The sequence below is a fragment of the Promicromonospora citrea genome (genome assembly GCF_013004695.1).
Classification (GTDB): domain Bacteria; phylum Actinomycetota; class Actinomycetes; order Actinomycetales; family Cellulomonadaceae; genus Promicromonospora; species Promicromonospora citrea.
This window is the reverse complement of sequence record NZ_JABEMG010000095.1, coordinates 1-17,618: the sequence shown is the minus strand read 5'-3', so window position 1 is coordinate 17,618 and position 17,618 is coordinate 1. Positions and strand designations below refer to the sequence as shown.

The window sequence follows — 17,618 nt, the reverse complement described above, 5'->3', positions numbered from 1 at the left end:
CGTGCCAGTCGGTGCGGTCGGCGTGCAGGCCCGGCACCCACGACGGGTCGACGGCGCGCAGCCCCGACGCGTGCTCCTTGTCGTCGCGGGCGAGCACGAGCAGGCGGCGCGCGTCGCCGGGCACGTCGAGGCGGGGCGGCTCCCACCCCAGCGCGAGGTCGGGGCAGAACGCGGTGCGCACCCCGGGCAGCTGCTCGGCGGCCCGCACGAGCGACGGCGTGTCCCGCAGCAGGAGCGTGAGGTCCGGGTGGGCGCCCAGCACCCGGTCGGCCTGCGCGGCGCGCGCGGCGGAGCCGAACCACACGGACTGGGGCAGCTGCACCACCGGGTAGTCGGGCAGGTCCCGCACCACGCGCTCCCTGTGGTCCTGATGGCCCGGCCACAGGTCACCGAGGTCGCCGCCCCCGCGCAGCAGCACCGTCCCGGACGGGACGGCCGCGCGCAGGTCGGCGGCGACGTAGCCGCGCAGGTCGGCCGCGTACCGGACCGGGCGGCCGAGCCGCCGCAGGTAGGCGAGGGTGCCGGCCCAGATGAGGGAGTCGCCGACGTTGCGCTGGTTCGGGACGTCCAGCAGCGCGACGGGCCCGGGTCGGATCACGGCCGCGAGCGTCCGGGCCGTCGTCGCACGCAGGCGCGCGAGCTGGGCGCTGTCCTCGGGGCGCAGCATCGGCATGGGCCCATCATGCGCGCAGTTATCCGATCATGCAGGTCGGAATAGGTGACTATCCGTGGTGACCGGACGATTCGGGTCGCACACGGCACATTCATCGCCTATTTTTGCGAAGCACCGCCTCTTCCCTTTTCCAGCTGACCTGCCGAGGTTTCCCGATGTCCGGAACGAGTGCCCGCACCATGCCCTGGGAGCAGCATCGCCTCGTGTTCGTGGGCGGGCTGCACCGCAGCGGAACCACACTGATCGCCCGCATCATCGGGTCCAGCCCGGATGCTTCCGGATTGACCGGAACAGGTGCGGTGATGGACGAGGGTCAGCACATTCAGGACGCCTATGTCGGCGGTCTGGGAAATACGTCCGAATGGTCCTTTCACCCGCGCGCCCACCTCACCGAGGAGGACGCGCAGCGCACGCCCGACGCCGGTGAACGGCTCTGGGCGGCCTGGTCGCCGTACTGGGACCTCGAGCGCCGCGTGCTCGTCGAGAAGTCACCGCCGAACCTGACCAAGATGCGCTACTTCCAGGAGATCTTCCCGGGCGCGCGGTTCGTCGTCGTCACCCGGCACCCCGTGGTGCAGGCCCTCGCCGTGCGCAAGTGGGCCACCCGGACCCGGGGCCGGTTCACGTACGGCTTCCCGCGCCTGGTCGAGCACTGGGTGCACGCGCACGACGTCTTCGCCGAGGACGCCCTGCGCATCGAGAACCTCCTCGTGCTGCGCTACGAGCACCTGATGCGCGACCCGGAGGGCGAGCTGGGGCGGCTCGCGGAGTTCGTCGGCATCACGCTGGGCGACGACGCGACCGACGCCGTGGACGCGGGCCGGAGCAACCGGTACGCAGAGCTGTGGCGCACCGGCGGCCGGGCGGAGCTCGCCGGGCGCGTGCGGCACCACGTGTCCCGCCTCGGGTCGCGCCACGGGACGCCCCGCGCCGACCTGCTGCGCGACGTCACCGACGCCGCCCTGCTGCCGCGGTACCGCACCGTCGTCGGCGAGCACCTCGGCGACCGCATCCGCGCCCACGGCTACGACCTCGACTCGCTCGACGAGGCGGCGCCGTGGGACCCCATGACCGGGGTGCCCACGCTGGCGGACGCCCGATGACCCCGCAGCGGCACGTCGTCTACGTCGCGGGCTCGGGCCGCAGCGGCACGAGCACGCTCGCCGGCGTGCTGCGCGAGTTCGGCCTCCACGTGCCGGCGCCCGAGGTCGAGGCCGACGCCAGCAACCCGCGGGGCTTCTCCGAGCCGCGCTGGGTCGTGGACCACCACGACACGCTCCTGCGGGCGGCCGACGTGCAGACGTCGGACCCCCGCCCCCTGGCCTGGCACCTCGTGGACCGGGCGAGCGCCGAGGCCAACGCGCTCGGCCAGATCCGCGTCTGGCTCGGCACGCAGCTCGCCGCGCACGGCGACCTCGTGGTCAAGGACCCCCGCCTGCTCTGGTTCCTCGAGCTCTGGCTCGACGCCGCCGCGGACGCGGGCGCCCGCGCGTCGTGCCTGACGATGCTGCGCCCGCCCGCCGAGGTCGCGGGCAGCAAGGCCGCCTACTACCAGGGCCGCGGCGTGGTCGACCGGGTGGCCGGGTGGATCAACCTCATGCTCGGGACGGAGCTCGCGACACGCTCCACCCCGCGCGCGTTCATCCGCTACGCCGACCTGCTGCGTGACTGGGACGAGCCCGTCTTCCGCGCCGCCGCCGCCCTCGACCTGCCCGGGGTGGACCCGGCCGACGTCGCAGCGGTCCGCCGCGTGGACGCGTTCGTCGACCCCAGCCTGCACCGGGTGGGCGCCACGTGGGCCGACGTGCCGGTCCCCGCGCCCCTGCGCACGCTGGCCGACGACCTGTGGGCCGCCCTCGACGCCCTCGCCGACCACGACGACGCGGGCACCCGCGCCGAGCTCGACCGGCTGCGCGCGCTCTACCCCTACGTGCACCGCAAGGTGGCCGCCTCGCCCGCCCGGCGCATCGCGCGGCTCGTGCCGTCGGAGGTCGTGCCGCAGACCGTGCGGCGCGGCGTCGCGCACCTGCTGTGGCGCTCGCCGGACGCGACGCGCTGAGCCTCAGGCGGTGCGCGGCGCGTACATGATCACGGCGACACCCGCCAGGCAGATCAGCGCGCCGGTCACGTCCCACCGGTCGGGCCGGAAACCGTCGACAGCCATCCCCCACGCCAGCGAGCCCGCGACGAAGACGCCGCCGTAGGCGGCGAGGATCCGGCCGAAGCTCGCGTCCGGCTGGAGGCTGGCGAAGAACCCGTAGATCCCGAGCGCGACCACGCCCGCACCGATCCAGACCCACCCGCGGTGCTCGCGCACGCCCTGCCACACGAGCCACGCGCCGCCGATCTCGAACAGCGCGGCACCCAGGAACAGGACGACGGACCTCAGCAGCATCATGCGCCCGACCGTAGACGGTGGGTGCCGCGCGCCGCCGGTCGGCGGTTGAATGGCCTCGTGAGCGACGCCGAGACCGCACCCCCGTCCGTCCTGTTCGTCTGTGTGCACAACGCGGGCCGGTCCCAGATGGCGGCGGGCTTCGTCCGCGCGCTGTCGGGCGGCGCCGTCGAGGTGCGCTCCGCCGGGACCCTGCCCGCCGAGGCGGTCAACCCCGTCGCCGTCGAGGCGATGCGCGAGCGGGGCATCGACCTGGGCGGCGCCACGCCGACCGTGCTCACGGACGAGGCGGTCCGGGCCTCGGACGCCGTGATCACGATGGGCTGCGGCGACGCGTGCCCGTGGTACCCCGGCAAGGACTACCAGGACTGGGAGCTCGACGACCCGGCGGGCCAGGACCTCGACGCCGTGCGCCCGATCCGCGACGAGATCGAGCGCCGCGTCCGGGCGCTGCTCACCGGTCTCGGCGTCGACCCCGTGGCGTGAGCGGCTGGTCCCCCGCGGGCGCGGTCCCGAGCGTCACGGGCTGCGGACCGGACGGCACGGCGCAGCACCCGCCGCCCGTGGGGTCCGCGAACGCCAGGGCGCGCTCCGCGGCGGCGACGGTGCCGTCGGCGGAGGCGGCGAGCGCCAGGTCGGACGAGCAGACGCCGGTGCCCGGCAGCGCCAGCTCGACGGCGTCGGCAGCGGCCCGGTCGCCCGCGAGGGCGGCTGCGACGGAACGCACCTGCTCGTAGCCGGTGGCGAGCAGGAACGTGGGCGCGCGGCCGTACGCCTTGGCGCCCACGAGGTAGAAGCCGTCGTCGGGGTGGGCGAGCTCGCGCTCCCCGTGGGCGGGCACGGTGCCGCACGAGTGCAGGTTCGGGTCGATGAGCGGTGCGAGGGCGCGCGGCGCCTCCACGACGGGGTCGAGGTCGAGCCGGACCTCGCGCAGGAGGCCGAGGTCGGGGCGGAAGCCTGTCGCGTTCACGACGGTGTCGACGGTCAGGTCCAGCGGCCCGGCGGCTGACGCGCCGTGCACGCGGACGCCGCCCTGCACCGGCTCGAGGCGGTCGATCACCACGCGGGTGAGCAGCTCCACGGCACCGGACCCGACGGCGTCGCGCAGGCGGGTGCCCAGCAGGCCGCGGGCGGGCAGCTCGTCGTCCGCCCCGCCGCCGTAGAGGCGGCGCGGAGAGCTGCCGCGGATGGCCCAGAGGACGCGCGTGCCGGGCTCGTCCCGCGCCAGCTCGACGAGGCCGAGCAGCGCGTTCGCCGCGGAGTGCCCCCGGCCGGCCACGAGGGTGGTGCGGCCGGCGAAGCGCGCACGGCCCGCCCCGAGCACGTCGGGCAGCGGCCCGGCGAGGTGCTCGCGGACGCGCTCCTCACCGAGCGCGGGCAGGCCCGAGCGGCCCAGCGGGTTCGGCGTGCCGGTGGTGCCGGAGGCGTCGAGCACCGCGCGGGCCCGCGTCTCGTGCGTCATGCCGCCGGACGTCCAGCGCACCAGGTAGGGGCGGTCCGCCCGGTCGTGCGAGCGGGTCCGGTCGGCGCCGTCCCGGGCGACGGCGACCACGCGGGCGCCGTGGCGGACGGCGTCGCCGAGCGCGGCGGCCAGCGGCGCCAGGTACCGGTCGACGAGGTCGGCGCCGGTGGGCAGGGCGTCGGGGTCGGGCTCGGCCCAGCCGGTGCGGGTGAGCAGGCGGCGGGCGGCGGCGTCGACGTCGTACCGCCACGGGGAGAACAGCCGCACGTGGCCCCAGGCGGCGACGGCCGCGGCGGGTCCGGCACCCGCCTCGAGGACGAGCGGCTCCAGACCACGTTCGCGCAGGTGGGCGGCGGCCGCAAGGCCCACGGGCCCGGCTCCGATCACGACGACGGGCAGGTTCTCTTCCATGGCCGGCTCCTCACATCGACGAAGTTCGATGCGTCAACATATCCACATCCTTCGATGCGTGGCAAGATGGGTGCATGGCCACCACCCTGCCGCTCACGGACGTCTCCCCGGCCCGCCCGGACGAGGCCGGTGCGTGCTGTTCGCCCCTCGTGCGCGAGGCCGCCGACCCGGAGACCGCCGTGGAGCTCGCGCGCGTCTTCAAGGCGCTCGGCGACCCGACGCGCGTGCGCCTGCTCTCGGTCATCGCGGCGCACGAGGGCGGCGAGGCGTGCGTCTGCGACCTCACGGAGCCGGTGGGCCTGTCGCAGCCGACGGTGAGCCACCACCTCAGGCTCCTGGTCGACGCGGGTCTCCTGGCGCGCGAGCAGCGCGGCAAGTGGGCGTACTACTCGGTGGTGCCCGGCGCGCTCGACCGGCTGGGCGCGCTGCTCACCGGTGCGGCCGGCTGACGTTCAGACGAACAGCGTCCCCTCCCGCACGCTCCCCGCGACCCGGCCCGCCGTCAGCGCGAGCCGCTTCACGCCCGCGCGGCGGGTCAGCCGGTCGGGCGAGAGCGCCCGCACCACGCCTCCCGCCAGCGTGCCGGGCACGCGCCGCAGCGGCTGCCGGGGCAGCCCGGCGTCGCGGAACCGCAGGTAGATGCGCACGGACTGGCGCCCGTACCGGAACTGCTGACGCGCCAGGTCCCGCAGGCGCTCCCGCTCGTAGTAGACGACCACGGCGTCCGGCACCGCCACGGTGCGGTACCCGGCGAGGTGCGCACGGTAGAAGAAGTCCGACTCGTCACCGCCACCGGTCAGCGTCTCGTCGAACCCGCCGACGGCGTCGTGCACCGCGCGGGCGAAGCCGCAGTTGGCGCCGATCGGCCGGGGCACGTGCCAGAGGTACGTCGTGGTGCCGGGGTCCGTGCCGACCACGGTCTCGTCGGGCAGACGCCGCTCGACAGGGCCGCCCACGCAGTCGGCACCGGCCCGGCGCGCGCGGTCCATGGCGGACAGCCAGCCGGGCGTGACGACGTCGTCGGCGTCGCAGAGCAGCACGAAGTCACCCCGGGCGTGCGCGACCCCGACGTTGCGCGCGTGGTTGATGCCCGGCCGCCCGCCCGCGTCCACGCAGCGGACGCGCGGGTCCGTGCCCGCGGCCGCCGAGACGACGGCCCGGCTCGCGTCGCGCGACCCGTTGTCGGCGACGACCACCTCGTAGGCACCCGCGAAGTCCTGGGCGGTCAGCGCGCGCAGCTGCCTGCCGAGCGTCGCCGCGCCGTCCCGGCACGGGATCACGACGGAGTACACGCGCTCACCGCCCCGCCGCCGGGTCGTCCGCCGCGGGCCGCGGCCGCCACAGGATCACCGCGAGCACCACCGGCAGCAGCGGCGTCAGGTGCCGCACGTAGGAGCCGTAGTCCGGCTCGAACACGCTCTGCACCACCGTGAGGCCCAGCACGAGCGCCAGCAGCCGCGCCCACCGCGGGTCGGTGCCCGCCGTCGCGCCCGAGAGCTGCACGGCACGGGCGAGCCGGCCCCACAGCACGACCAGGAACGCGGCGACCACGAGGTAGTACGGCGACAGCTTGAGGACCAGCGGCAGCGGAACGGCGAACGACGCGAGCACGATCGCCGAGTTGAGGAAGCTGCCGACCGGGCCGTCGACGTCGACGAACGGCTCGATGAGGGTGCGGGTGTCGACGTCGCCGAGCCGCGCGTCGTTCACCTTGGTGCGGTAGAAGTCCAGCTCCACGCCGAGGTAGTTCTGGAACACGATCGCGAGCACCACGAGCGCGACGAGCCCCGCGCCGATCATCCGGCCGACCGAGAACCGCCGGGCCATGACCAGCCGGAACCCGACGTACCCGCCGATCACGAGGTACCAGTAGTCCCGGAACTCGTGGGCGTAGACGGCCATCGCCGCGACGAGCGCGACCTCGGGCCACCACCCGTCCCTGCGCCACAGGGCCACGAGCGCGACCGGCAGCACGAAGACGTCCTTGGAGTACGTGCCCACGTAGACGGTGGCGAGCACGATCGCGCCGACGACGAGCGCGAGCTCCAGCGGGCCCGCGTGCGCGAGCCGGCCGTGCAGCGCCACGACGAGCGCCACCACGAACAGCAGGTACCCGAGCAGGCCCGCCAGGACCGGCTGGTCGGCCAGGCCGAGCTCGCGGTAGACGGAGCCGACCGTGCGGAAGGACTTGTCCGAGTCGTAGCCCTGGTAGCCGCCCGCGATGTTCGCGATCTTGCGGCTGTCGTACAGGAACCGCTGCGGCACGGCGGGGCTGCCGAGCAGCACGAAGCACGCGCCCGCGACCAGGAGCAGCCCGACGACGAGCTGCTTGACGATGCGGTCGCCGTCGATCGCCCGGGCCGGGCCGGCGAGCCGGACGTCCGTCACGCCACCAGCGCCCCGGCCGCGGTGCGGTACGCCCGCAGGACGCCGTCGTGCAGCGCTGCCTCGTCCATCTCGCCGACGAGGTGGTCGCCCGCCACGCGCGCCCGCCGCCGGAACAGCTCGTCCTCGGCGGCGGAGCGGACGGCGGCGGCGGCCTCCTGCGGCGTGGCCACCGCCGTCAGCCCGGACCCCTCGAACGCGGGGATCGCGCGCACGACGACGGGCAGCCCCACGCGCGCGGCGTCGAGCACCGCGATCGGGAAGCCCTCGTAGACCGCGCTGTGCAGGTAGACGTCGCAGGCCGCGAGCTCCCGCACCACCTCGTCCGCGCCGAGCCAGCCGGTGACCTCGACCCCGGCGTCGGTCAGGCGCCGGACGAGGGCGGGGTCGCCGTCGCCGAGCCAGCGGAAGGCGAGCGGCGCGCCCGCCGCGCGCGCCGCCCGGGCCGTCCGCGCGAGGAAGTCCGGGTCCTTCTGCGCGACGACGCGGCCCGTCGTCGCGACGGTGCGCACGGCGCCCGCCGGCGTGCCCGCGGCTGAGGGCCAGGTGCACGACGAGGTCGACGGCCGAGGCGACGGTCGGGACGACGAACCGGTCCGACACGTTCTCGCCCGCGAGCAGGGGCAGCGTCGTCATCTTCGCGACCGCCTCGCGTGCCGTGTTGGCGTGCAGCGTGCACATGCCGGGCACGCCGCTGTTGAGCGCGATGAGCAGGTCGAACGCCTCGGCCTCGCGCACCTCGCCGATGACGATCCGGTCGGGCCGCATCCGCAGCGCCTCCTTGACCAGGCGGCGCAGAGGCACCTCGCCCGTGCCCTCGAGGCTCGCGGGACGGGTCTGCAGCGCGACGTGGTCGCGCACCGGCAGCCGCAGCTCCCAGACCTCCTCGGCCGAGATGACCCGCTCCGTCCCGGGGACCGACCCTGCGAGGGCGTTGAGCATCGTCGTCTTGCCCGCCTGCGTCTGGCCGGACACGAGCACGTTGAGCCCGGACCGGACGGCGGCGTCGAGGAAGGTCGCCGCGTGCGTCGTCAGCGAGCCGAGCCGCACCATGTCGCCGAGCGAGCGGGCACGGACCACGTGCTTGCGGATGTTCACGGCCATCTCGCCGCCGGTCATCTCCGGGATCACGACGTGCAACCGCTCCCCTCCGGGCAGGCGCGCGTCGACGAAGGGGCTCGACAGGTCGAGCCGGCGGCCGGACGTCTTGAGCATGCGCTCGACGAGGCCCCGGACCTGCTCGGGATCGAGCACCGTGCTGGTCAGCTCGGCGACGCCGTGCCGCGCCACGTACACGTGGGTCGGGGCGTTGAGCCAGATCTCCTCGATCTCGGGGTCGTCGAGGTAGGGCTGCAGCGGCCCGAACCCACCGACCGCGTCGATCACCCCGCGCGCCGCCTCCTCCGGGTCGGCGAGCGCGGGCACGGCCCCGGCGCTCGCCCGCGCCGTGTAGTCACCCACCGCGTCGGTGACGAGCGCGGACAACCCCGCCCGGTCACCGATCGGATCCAGCCCCCTGCGCCGCACCAGCTCGCGCACCTCGTGCTCGAGGATGCGAGCTCCCTCTTCACCCATGGCCGAAACGCTAGAGCCAAACCTTCACCCGCGCAGACCACCCTGTGGATAACTTTCCGCCGGGGCGGCGGTCTGTCCGTGAATCCACAGGCTTGTCCACAAACATGCAGGTCAGGTGGGTTGTCCGGGTCGCGGCGCCGAAGCCGGTGTCACCGACGGTGGCTAAGGTCGGGGCATGAGCACCTCCCCCCTGCCCGCCGACCGCACCGACCGCTGGCAGGCCACCGCACGCGCGGCGGGTCTCCTGGCCGCCGACGGCACCGTGGCCGCCACGATCTTCGCGGAGATGTCGGCCCTCGCGGTGCGCACCGGCGCGATCAACCTGGGTCAGGGCTTCCCGGACGTCGACGGACCCGACTTCGTGAAACAGGCCGCGATCCGAGCCATCGAGGACGGCCGCAACCAGTACGCGCCGGGCGACGGGGTGCCGGAGCTGCGCCGCGCCGTCGCCGCCCACCAGGAGCGGCACTACGCGCTCGCCGTCGACCCGGACAACGAGGTGCTGGTGACCACGGGCGCGACGGAGGCCCTGACGGCCTCGATCCTCGCGCTGACCGGCCCGGGCGACGAGGTGCTGACGCTCGAGCCCTTCTACGACTCGCACGCGGCCGCGATCGGCATGTCGGGCGCCACCCACGTCACCGCGCCGCTGGTGCCCGGCCCGGACGGCTTCCGGCTCGACGTCGAGGCTCTGCGCGCGGCGGCCTCGTCCCGGCTGCGGATGATCGTGCTCAACTCGCCGCACAACCCGACCGGCACGGTGCTCACCCGGGACGAGCTCGCGGCCGTCGCGGCGGTCGCCCGCGAGCGCGACGCGATCGTCGTGACGGACGAGGTCTACGAGCACCTGACGTTCGGCGCCGAGCACGTGCCCGTCGTGACCCTTCCGGGCATGGCCGAGCGCACGCTGACGATCTCGTCGTCGGGCAAGACGTTCTCGTTCACCGGCTGGAAGGTGGGCTGGCTGCACGGCCCCGCGGAGCTCGTCACGGCCGTGCGCACGGTCAAGCAGTTCCTCACCTACACCTCGGGCGCCCCGTTCCAGCCCGCGATCGCCCGCGCCCTGGACGACGACGAGACACCGCGCGCCCTGGCGGCGTCGCTGGCCGAGCGCCGCGACCTGCTGTGCTCCGGCCTGGAGGCCGCGGGGTTCCGGGTCACCCGGCCGGCGGGCACCTACTTCGTCATGGCGGACGCCACCGACCTGCTGCCCCGGCTGGGCCTGCGCGACGGTGTCGAGCTGTGCCGCAGGCTGCCGGAGCTCGCGGGCGTCGTGGCCATCCCCGCGACCGCGTTCTGCCGCCCCGGTTCAGCGACGGCGCAGGCCCTGTCCGCCCACGTGCGGTTCACGTTCGTCAAGCGTGAGGAGGTGCTCCGCGAGGCCGTGGTCCGGCTCGCGGGCCTGCGGGAGGCCTGACCGTCAGCTGCCCGCCAGCAGCGACACGGCCACGGCGAGCATGATCAGCGCGATGACGCCGTCGAGCACGCGCCAGGCGGACGGGCGGCGCAGCACAGGGGCGAGCAGCCGTGCACCGTACGCGAGCGCGGCGAACCAGGCGACGCTGGAGACGACCGCCCCGGCGGTGAACCACCACCGGTCCGCCCCGTAGGTCGCGGCGACCGAGCCCTGCAGCACCACCGTGTCGAGGTACACGTGGGGGTTGAGCCAGGTCAGCGCGAGGGCCGTGAGGACCACCGGCTTGAGGCGGCGTCCCGGACGGTCGCCGAGGGCGCCGTCCTGGGCCGCGGTGAGCGCGGCCGTACCCCGCACGGCCCGCCACGCGGCCATCGCCCCGTAGCCGAGCACGACGGCGGCGCCCAGCCAGCGGACGACCTCGACCGCGGCGGGCCAGCGCTCGACGAGGGGCCCGAACCCGGCGGACCCGGCGAGGTAGAGCACGAGGTCGGAGACCGCGCAGATGGCCGCCACCACGCCCACGTGCTCCCGGCGCAGCCCCTGGCGCAGGACGAAGGCGTTCTGGGCACCGATGGCGACGATGAGCGAGAGGCCGAACCCCAGTCCGGCGAGCAGCGTGAGCATGCCCCTCACGCTAGGCAGGCGGCGAACTGAAGACCAGTTCACGTTTCTTCGGCTACCTGAGCAGAACTGAAGGCTGTGGGACCCTGGGCCCATGCGATGGGACTCCCGCCAGCTCGAAGCCCTGGCCGCCGTGGTCGCCGAGGGCTCGTTCGACGCCGCCGCGCGCGTGCTGCACGTGACGCCGTCGGCTGTCAGCCAGCGCATCCGTGCGCTGGAGACCGCGGCGGGCAGCGTGCTCGTCCGGCGCGCCCGGCCGGTCGCCGCCACCGCCCCGGGCCGGACGCTGCTGCGGCTCGCCCGCCAGTCGGAGCTGCTCGGGGCCGAGGTGGCGGCCGAGCTGGGCGCCGGCACGACGCAGCGGTCGGGCGGGTTCGTCACGGTCCCGCTGGCCGTGAGCGCCGACTCCTTGGCCACCTGGGTGCTGCCCGCCCTGACCCGGGTCGAGGGTGTCACCTTCGACCTGCACCGCGCCGACGACAGCCGGACCGCCGACCTCCTGCGCGAGGGCGTCGTGATGGCCGCCGTCACGTCGCAGACCACACCGGTGCAGGGCTGCCGGAGCACGCCGCTGGGCGTGATGCGCTACCGGCCCGCGTGCACACGCGCCTTCGCGCGCCGCTGGTTCCCGCACGGCGCGACGCCGCAGGCCCTCGACGCGGCACCCGTCGTCGTCTTCGACCGCACCGACGACCTGCAGGACTCCTACCTGCGCGACCGCGCACCGCGGGCCCGACCGCCGCGGCACCACGTGCCCAGCACGGCCGAGTTCGAGGAGACGGTCCGCCTCGGCCTGGGCTGGGGCATGCTGCTGGAGCAGCCGGCCGTCGGCGGCCTGCCCGACGACGGTGGCGACGGCGGCATCGTCCCGCTCGAGCCGGGGACCGTCGTCGACGTACCGCTGCACCTGCAGCAGTGGAAGCTGCGCTCCGCCGTGCTCGACCGCGTCGCCGAGGCGCTGCGAAAAGAAGCAACACGTTCCCTGCTGCCGTGTTAAATCTGGACGTACCCCATCATTAACCCTGATCCAGTCGTTCCGCACTTCCGAATCATGAACCGGACATCGCGTGGGCAGATTCGTACCGTGCAGCCATGCTTTCCGCGCTTGCCGGTATGGCTTTCGGCCTGTCCCTGATCGTCGCCGTCGGAGCGCAGAACATCTTCGTGCTCCGGCAGGGCCTGCGTCGCGAGCACGTGGGACTGGTCGCGGGCATCTGCGTGGTCAGCGACTTCGTGCTCATCACGGCCGGCGTGGGCGGGCTGGGGTCGCTCATCCAGAGCGCCCCGCTGGTCGTCGAGATCGCGCGGTGGGCGGGTGCCGTCGTCGTCCTGGCCTACGGCGCCATGGCGGGATACCGGGCGGTGAAGGGCCAGCGGGTCGTCATGGGGCGGCACAGCGTCACGCACCGCACCGTGCGCGCCGCCGTCGCGACGACGCTCGCGCTCACCTGGCTCAACCCGCACGTCTACCTGGACACCGTGGTGCTCGTGGGCGGGCTCGCCGCGGCGCACGGCGACGACCGCTGGTGGTTCGGCCTCGGCGCGTGCGTGGCCAGCACCATCTGGTTCGTCGCGCTCGGCTACGGCGCGCGCTACCTCGCCCCGCTGCTCGAAAAGCCCGGCGCGTGGCGCGTGCTGGACAGTGTCGTGGCGGTCACGATGGTCGTGGTCGCGGCGTCGCTGGTCGCGAGCGCCTGACGCCCGCGCGGCTCGTCCCCGCGCCGGGGCCCCGGCCGGTCAGGCGCAGACGCCCTCGAGCAGGACCTCGGGGCTCGGGCTCGGCGTCGGCGACGCGGGCTGCGTGCCCTCCGTCTCCCCCGCGGAGCCGGTCTCGTCGGGGCTCTCCGGCGTGTCCGAGCCGCCCTCGCCGCCACCCTCGCCGCCGTCGGTACCGCCGGCGTCACCGGACTCGGAGCCGCCCTCCGGACCGCCGGCGGACCCGTCGCCCGCTCCCTCGCTCGCACCGGGCGAGGCCGACGGCGCGGCGTCCGGCAGCACGACCTCGGGCGGCGGCTCGTCAGCGGCCATCCGGGCGAAGATCTCGGAGGCCTCCGGCGACCAGCCGAGGCCGCTGGCGGCGCCCTCGGTGGTGTCGTAGACCGGGACCTTGGTCATGATGATGTTGCGCTTCTCGATCTCGCGCAGCGACCAGGCCAGGCCGGCGACCTTGCCGGGGTCCGCGATGTCGGGATCGGCGCTCAGCGAGCCCAGGGCCGCGTTGATCAGGCGGAACGTCTTGGTCGGGTCGGCGAGCGTCTCCGCCGAGAGGATCTGCCGCAGCGTCGCGTTGATGAAGGCCTGCTGGCGCTCGATGCGCGTCAGGTCGCTGCCCAGCTCGAGCCCCATGCCCGTGCCCTTGCGCACGCGCAGGAACTGGATGGCGGTCTTGCCGTCGAGCCGGTTCTCACCGGCGGGCAGGTCGATGCGGGCCGACCGCGGGTCCCCGTGCAGCGGCTCGGGCAGGCACATCTTCACGCCGCCGACGGCGTCCACGACGTCGATGACGCCGTTCATCTTGACCACGGCGTGGTTGGTCACCGTGACGCCGGTGATCGCGTTGACCGTGTTGATCGTGCACGCGGCGGCGTGCATGAGCGACGAGCCGCCGCTGCCGGTCTCGAACGACGCGTTGAACTTGTCGCGGTACGGCTGGGTCTGGCTGCCGTCGGGCCGCTGGCACGACGGGATGTCGACGAACGTGTCGCGCGGGATCGAGACGATCTCGATCCACTTCCGGTCGGCGGAGATGTGCACGAGCATCGTCGTGTCCGAGCGCATGCCGCTGACCGTGCCGCCGATGTCCGCGTTCGAGCCGTCGCGGATGTCCGTGCCCATGAGCAGCAGGTTGACGGGCGTCCCCTTGAACGGGTCGGACGGGTCCTTGGGCTTCACCTGCTCGGTGACCAGGCCGTCGAGGTCCTGCACCTCGATCTGCGAGATGGCGGTGTGGTACGCCGTCGCGACGGCGGCGGAACCGAACGCCATGACCCCGACGAGGCTCATCGTCACACCGCGGAACACGGCGGTCTTGCGCCAGCTGCGGACGTGCCGGGGCTGGCGCTCGACGGTCCGCGCGTGCCGGGGGACGCCCTTGAGCACCTCGCCGACAGGTCGGACCGCCGTCCAGAAGTCAGTCGCCACGCACGGGAGACTAAAGCCTCGACGCAACAATCGTGTAAATAAGTCCGCGATTCCCAGGTGGCGCCCAGGCCACGTCCCGCCGCCCGGTCAGTCCGCACAGACGCCGGGCAGCAGGGAGGGAGACGGCGATGACCTGGGCGGGTGCGTCGGCGACGCGCCGGCGCCGTCGTCCTGGCCGGAGCCGCCGGGCTCGCGGGAGGATTCACCCGCCCCGGCCGTCGGGGACGCGCTCGACGGCGACCCGCTCGGCTCCTCACCGGGGAGCCCCGGCGGCGGCTCGTCGGCCGCGATGCGCTCCCAGACCGCGTCGGCGTCCTGCGTCCACACCACGCGGTTCGCGTCCGTGGGCGCCGTGGCGACGGGCAGCTCGGTGAACACGATCCGGTCCGGGTCCATGTCGCGGATGCTGAAGGCCAGGCCCGCGAGCGCCGTCGGGTCGGCCAGGCCGGGGTCCGCCGTGATGGCGCCCAGCACGGCCTGCACGGTGCGGTAGAGGCGGGGCGAGTCGGTGATGACGTTCTGGGCCAGCACCTGGCGCACGAGCGCGTCGACGAAGGCCTGCTGCCGCGTGATCCGGGTGAGGTCGCTGCCCTGCTCGAGGCCGAGGCCCGTGCCGTGGCGGGCGCGCAGGAAGCCGATCGACTGCCGGCCGTCGAGCGTCTGTTCGCCGGCGGGCAGCTCGAAGCGGCCGTAGGCGGGGTTCTGGACGAGCGGCTCGGGCAGGCACATGCGTACGCCGCCGAGGGCGTCCACGACGTCGACCACGCCGTCCATCTTCACGACCATGTGGTTCGTGACCGGCACGTCCGTCAGGGTCTGCACGGTGGAGATGGTGCACGCGGCGGCGTAGGTGAGGTCCTCCCCCGAGCCGCCGCCGATGGTGAACGCGCTGTTGAACATGCCGTACCGGGCGCCGGACTCGGTGCCGTCGGCCTGCGCGCACGACGGGATGTCGACGAGCGAGTCGCGCGGGATCGAGACGACCTCCATGCGGGTCCGGTCCCCCGAGAGGTGCACGAGCATGGTGGTGTCCGACCGCATGCCGCCGTCGCCCGCGCCGGCGATCTCGGTGTTCTCGCCCCCGCGCAGGTCGGTCCCCATGACGAGGATGTTGAGGCTGCGGCCGGTGAACGGGTCGTCGGGGTCGGCGGACGGCGTCGGCCCGCCCCGCACCAGTCCGGACACGTCGCTGACGCCGATCTGCCCCTTCAGGTCGAGGTAGGCCGCCGTCCCGCCGACGGCCACGAGGACGAGCGCGCCGACGACGACGAGCGCCGCGGCACGCGCGACGCGATGACTGCGCTGGTGACGAAGGTGCCGGGGCACATGCGGAGCATAAGCACGTCCCCCGGCACCAGGCCCGTCATGTCACAGAACCCTCACTCGGCGGCGCGCGCCCCGAGGTCCGGGTTGTCCGAGAAGAGGCCGTCCAGGCCCGCGTCGAGGAAGACCCGGATCTCGCCCACGAGGTCGCCGACCTCGTCCGGGTCGGACGACGAGCGGAACTCGGCGGGCAGGAACTGGTTCTCCCGGCGGAAGGTCCACGCGTGCACGTCGAGGCCCACGCGGTGGGCGTCCCGGAGCACCGCGGTCGGCCGCCCGAGCGTGCCGTCGGCGTTCCGGGGGATCAGGACGTCCTTCTCGGCACCGATCCCGTCGGCGTACCGGGCGATCTCCCGCAGCCCGTCGCGGGTGACCAGGTCGGCGTAGGTGCGCGGGTCGCCGGCGGCCTCGAGGTCGTAGGGCGCGCCGATGCTGCTCACGAGCTGCGCGAGCGGGACGTCGGTGAGCCGGTTCAGCTCGCGCAGGTTGCCCACCTCGAAGGACTGGATGATGACGGGCGCGTGGCGGTGGTCGAAGCCGTTGCGGCGCAGCTCGCGCACGAGCGGCCCCTCGAGGGACAGTCCGACCGAGTCGAAGTACGTCGGGTGCTTCGTCTCCGGGTAGACGCCGACGGGCGCGCCGTCGCAGGTGCGGCTGTGGCGCGCCAGGTCGAGCACCTCGTCGAGGGTCGGCACCTGGTAGAGGCCGTCGAAGGCGGTGTTCTGCGGCCGCACCTGGGGCAGGCGCTCCTTCGCGCGCAGGGTGCGCAGCTCGGCGAGCGTGAAGTCCTCGGTGAACCAGCCGGTGACCGCCGTCCCGTCGATCGTCTTCGTCGTGCGGCGGTCGGCGAACTCGGGGTGGTCGGCGACGTCGGTGGTGCCGCTGATCTCGTTCTCGTGCCGGGCCACGAGCACGCCGTCCTGCGTGGACACGACGTCGGGCTCGATGTAGTCCGCGCACTGCGCGATCGCGGTCTCGTAGGCGGCCAGCGTGTGCTCGGGCCGGTAGCCCGAGGCCCCGCGGTGCCCGACGACGGTCACGCCGTCGTCGGCGACGCGCGTGCGCCGCAGGTCGACCAGGGCCATCTCGGTGTCGTCCGGCGTGCCCGGCACGCGCGCGTCGTTGCCCGGGTAGTTGTTGTCGTTGCCGACGAGCAGGGTGTCGCGGTCGACGAAGAGCACGGTCTCGAAGGACTGCACGGGCAGGCTGAACGTGTCGCCCAGCCCGTACCCCTCCCCCGCGTCGATGCGGCGCGGGTTGGCGACGCGCAGCGCGTCGAGGACCAGCTCCTTGCGCACGTAGCCGTCGCGGTCGCGCTCGCTCAGGTCGATCTCGTAGACGCGCTTGGTGACGGCCTGGTCGCCCTCGAAGTCGTCGCGCTCGATGACCAGCATCGAGTCGCGTCCCGTCGCGAAGGCGTCCCCGATCACGTTCGCCACCTGGTCGGTCTGGTAGGCCCAGCGCCGGCCCGTGTACTCGCCGCGGCGGGTGTCGAACTGGTAGACCCAGCGGCGGCGCGCGTCGCCGTCGTCGGCCAGGGCGCCCTCGACCACCGGGTAGAGGTAGCGCCCGATGCCCGCCATCGCCTCGAAGCCGCGGCTGCTGCCGACGTCGGGGGTCTCGCCCGGCTCGAGGTACGGGTTGGCCGGAGACTTGCCGTCCGGGAACGGGTACGGCTTCTCCAGGAGCGTGCCGTCGGCGGCGAAGTGGAGCAGGAACGGGCCGAACTCGTCGCCGACCCAGAGCGTGCCGTCGGGGGCGCGGACCAGCGACTCGATGTCGAGGTCGGCGCCGGTCAGCAGGCGGTCGGGGGTGTCCTCGTGGACGATGTCGAAGTCCAGCACGTGGTCGCGGTCGTTGTACGCGATGTGGTCGAGCACCTCGATCCGGCCCGACCCCCGCCGTCCGGTGTCCCAGTGCGGGCGCACCAGGTAGCTGCGCAGCAGGAAGTCGGCCGAGTTGCCCTGGGCGCCGAACCCGTTGTCGGGCTGGGCCCAGAACGTGCCGTCGTGGTTGTCGACCATGGCGGAGAAGCCGGGGATCACCTGGCCGTCCCACGGGCCCGTCCGCCCGTTGGCCGGCGTGGCGTCGGCGCCGGACGGCGGACCGTCGGCGAGGAAGTCGGCGGACAGCGTGGCCCGGCCGGCCAGGGACGGCGCGAGGTAGGTGCCGGGGTGGGTACCCGGGTGTGCTCCGTGGTGGGCGGCGGGCCCGC

The 17,618-nt window shown here is 74.2% G+C and carries 16 protein-coding genes and 1 pseudogene; 7 read left to right on the top strand and 10 right to left on the bottom strand.

The annotated features are described in order from the left end of the window. Positions 1–673: polysaccharide pyruvyl transferase family protein (locus HLB15_RS16735; RefSeq protein ID WP_171106896.1), on the bottom strand; the 673-nt coding region annotated here is incomplete at its 3' end. 155 nt (positions 674–828) lie between these two features. Here HLB15_RS16735 and HLB15_RS16730 point away from each other — a divergent pair. Next, positions 829–1,776, top strand: a complete 948-nt coding sequence (locus tag HLB15_RS16730) for a sulfotransferase family protein (protein ID WP_171106895.1) — start codon at positions 829–831, stop codon at positions 1,774–1,776. After that, complete coding sequence (locus tag HLB15_RS16725) at positions 1,773–2,732, top strand: sulfotransferase family protein (RefSeq protein WP_171106894.1); 960 nt, start codon at positions 1,773–1,775, stop codon at positions 2,730–2,732. The genes HLB15_RS16730 and HLB15_RS16725 overlap by 4 nt, the downstream gene beginning before the upstream one ends. Positions 2,733–2,735: 3 nt before the next feature. Here the strand turns inward: HLB15_RS16725 and HLB15_RS16720 are convergent, their stop codons facing one another. After that, on the bottom strand, positions 2,736–3,071 hold the full coding sequence (locus HLB15_RS16720; protein ID WP_171106893.1) for a YnfA family protein: 336 nt from the start codon (positions 3,069–3,071) through the stop codon (positions 2,736–2,738). A 126-nt stretch (positions 3,072–3,197) separates the two neighbouring features. Between HLB15_RS16720 and HLB15_RS23820 the strand changes: the two genes are divergently transcribed. Further along, on the top strand, positions 3,198–3,554 hold the full coding sequence (locus HLB15_RS23820) for an arsenate reductase/protein-tyrosine-phosphatase family protein (RefSeq protein ID WP_189086963.1): 357 nt from the start codon (positions 3,198–3,200) through the stop codon (positions 3,552–3,554). Here the strand turns inward: HLB15_RS23820 and HLB15_RS16710 are convergent. Beyond that, entirely contained in the window at positions 3,523–4,941 is a 1,419-nt protein-coding gene (locus HLB15_RS16710) for an FAD-dependent oxidoreductase (RefSeq protein ID WP_171106891.1), read from the bottom strand. The two genes, HLB15_RS23820 and HLB15_RS16710, sit on opposite strands and share 32 nt — an antisense overlap. A gap of 74 nt (positions 4,942–5,015) precedes the next feature. On the opposite strand from HLB15_RS16710, the gene HLB15_RS16705 reads away from it, so the two are divergent. After that, positions 5,016–5,390 (top strand): ArsR/SmtB family transcription factor, encoded by a 375-nt coding sequence (locus HLB15_RS16705; RefSeq protein ID WP_171106890.1) that lies wholly within the window; start codon positions 5,016–5,018, stop codon positions 5,388–5,390. Positions 5,391–5,393: 3 nt separating this feature from the next. Here the strand turns inward: HLB15_RS16705 and HLB15_RS16700 are convergent, their stop codons facing one another. From HLB15_RS16700 to HLB15_RS16690, 3 genes and pseudogenes are all read right to left on the bottom strand, one after another. Then, complete coding sequence (locus tag HLB15_RS16700; protein ID WP_171106889.1) at positions 5,394–6,233, bottom strand: glycosyltransferase family 2 protein; 840 nt, start codon at positions 6,231–6,233, stop codon at positions 5,394–5,396. 1,092 nt (positions 6,234–7,325) lie between these two features. Then, positions 7,326–7,838 carry a glycosyltransferase gene (locus HLB15_RS24995; protein WP_171106897.1) on the bottom strand — a complete coding sequence of 171 codons (513 nt, stop codon included), beginning with the start codon at positions 7,836–7,838 and terminating at the stop codon, positions 7,326–7,328. Between the two features lie 94 nt (positions 7,839–7,932). Then, positions 7,933–8,901: pseudogene (locus HLB15_RS16690) on the bottom strand (TadA family conjugal transfer-associated ATPase); the annotation flags it as partial. A 175-nt stretch (positions 8,902–9,076) separates the two neighbouring features. On the opposite strand from HLB15_RS16690, the gene HLB15_RS16685 reads away from it, so the two are divergent. Continuing rightward, a complete protein-coding gene (locus HLB15_RS16685) occupies positions 9,077–10,318 on the top strand; it encodes an aminotransferase class I/II-fold pyridoxal phosphate-dependent enzyme (RefSeq protein ID WP_171106888.1) in 1,242 nt (413 codons plus the stop codon). Between the two features lie 3 nt (positions 10,319–10,321). Here HLB15_RS16685 and HLB15_RS16680 read toward each other — a convergent pair whose 3' ends face one another. Then, positions 10,322–10,942 (bottom strand): LysE/ArgO family amino acid transporter, encoded by a 621-nt coding sequence (locus HLB15_RS16680; RefSeq protein ID WP_171106887.1) that lies wholly within the window; start codon positions 10,940–10,942, stop codon positions 10,322–10,324. A 91-nt stretch (positions 10,943–11,033) separates the two neighbouring features. Between HLB15_RS16680 and HLB15_RS16675 the strand changes: the two genes are divergently transcribed. Continuing rightward, the gene (locus HLB15_RS16675) at positions 11,034–11,936 is read left to right on the top strand and encodes a LysR family transcriptional regulator ArgP (protein ID WP_171106886.1); all 903 of its coding nucleotides are present in this window, start codon (positions 11,034–11,036) and stop codon (positions 11,934–11,936) included. A 95-nt stretch (positions 11,937–12,031) separates the two neighbouring features. Continuing rightward, the gene (locus tag HLB15_RS16670; protein WP_171106885.1) at positions 12,032–12,637 is read left to right on the top strand and encodes a LysE/ArgO family amino acid transporter; all 606 of its coding nucleotides are present in this window, start codon (positions 12,032–12,034) and stop codon (positions 12,635–12,637) included. Between the two features lie 39 nt (positions 12,638–12,676). Here the strand turns inward: HLB15_RS16670 and HLB15_RS16665 are convergent, their stop codons facing one another. From HLB15_RS16665 to HLB15_RS16655, 3 genes are all read right to left on the bottom strand, one after another. Further along, positions 12,677–14,080, bottom strand: coding sequence for an LCP family protein (locus HLB15_RS16665; RefSeq protein WP_171106884.1), 1,404 nt, complete (start codon positions 14,078–14,080; stop codon positions 12,677–12,679). Positions 14,081–14,167: 87 nt separating this feature from the next. After that, positions 14,168–15,406: an LCP family protein gene (locus HLB15_RS16660; protein WP_171106883.1), complete on the bottom strand. Its 1,239-nt coding sequence runs from the start codon at positions 15,404–15,406 to the stop codon at positions 14,168–14,170. Between the two features lie 53 nt (positions 15,407–15,459). Beyond that, on the bottom strand, positions 15,460–17,618 hold a 2,159-nt coding region (locus HLB15_RS16655), incomplete at its 5' end, for an esterase-like activity of phytase family protein (RefSeq protein ID WP_171106882.1).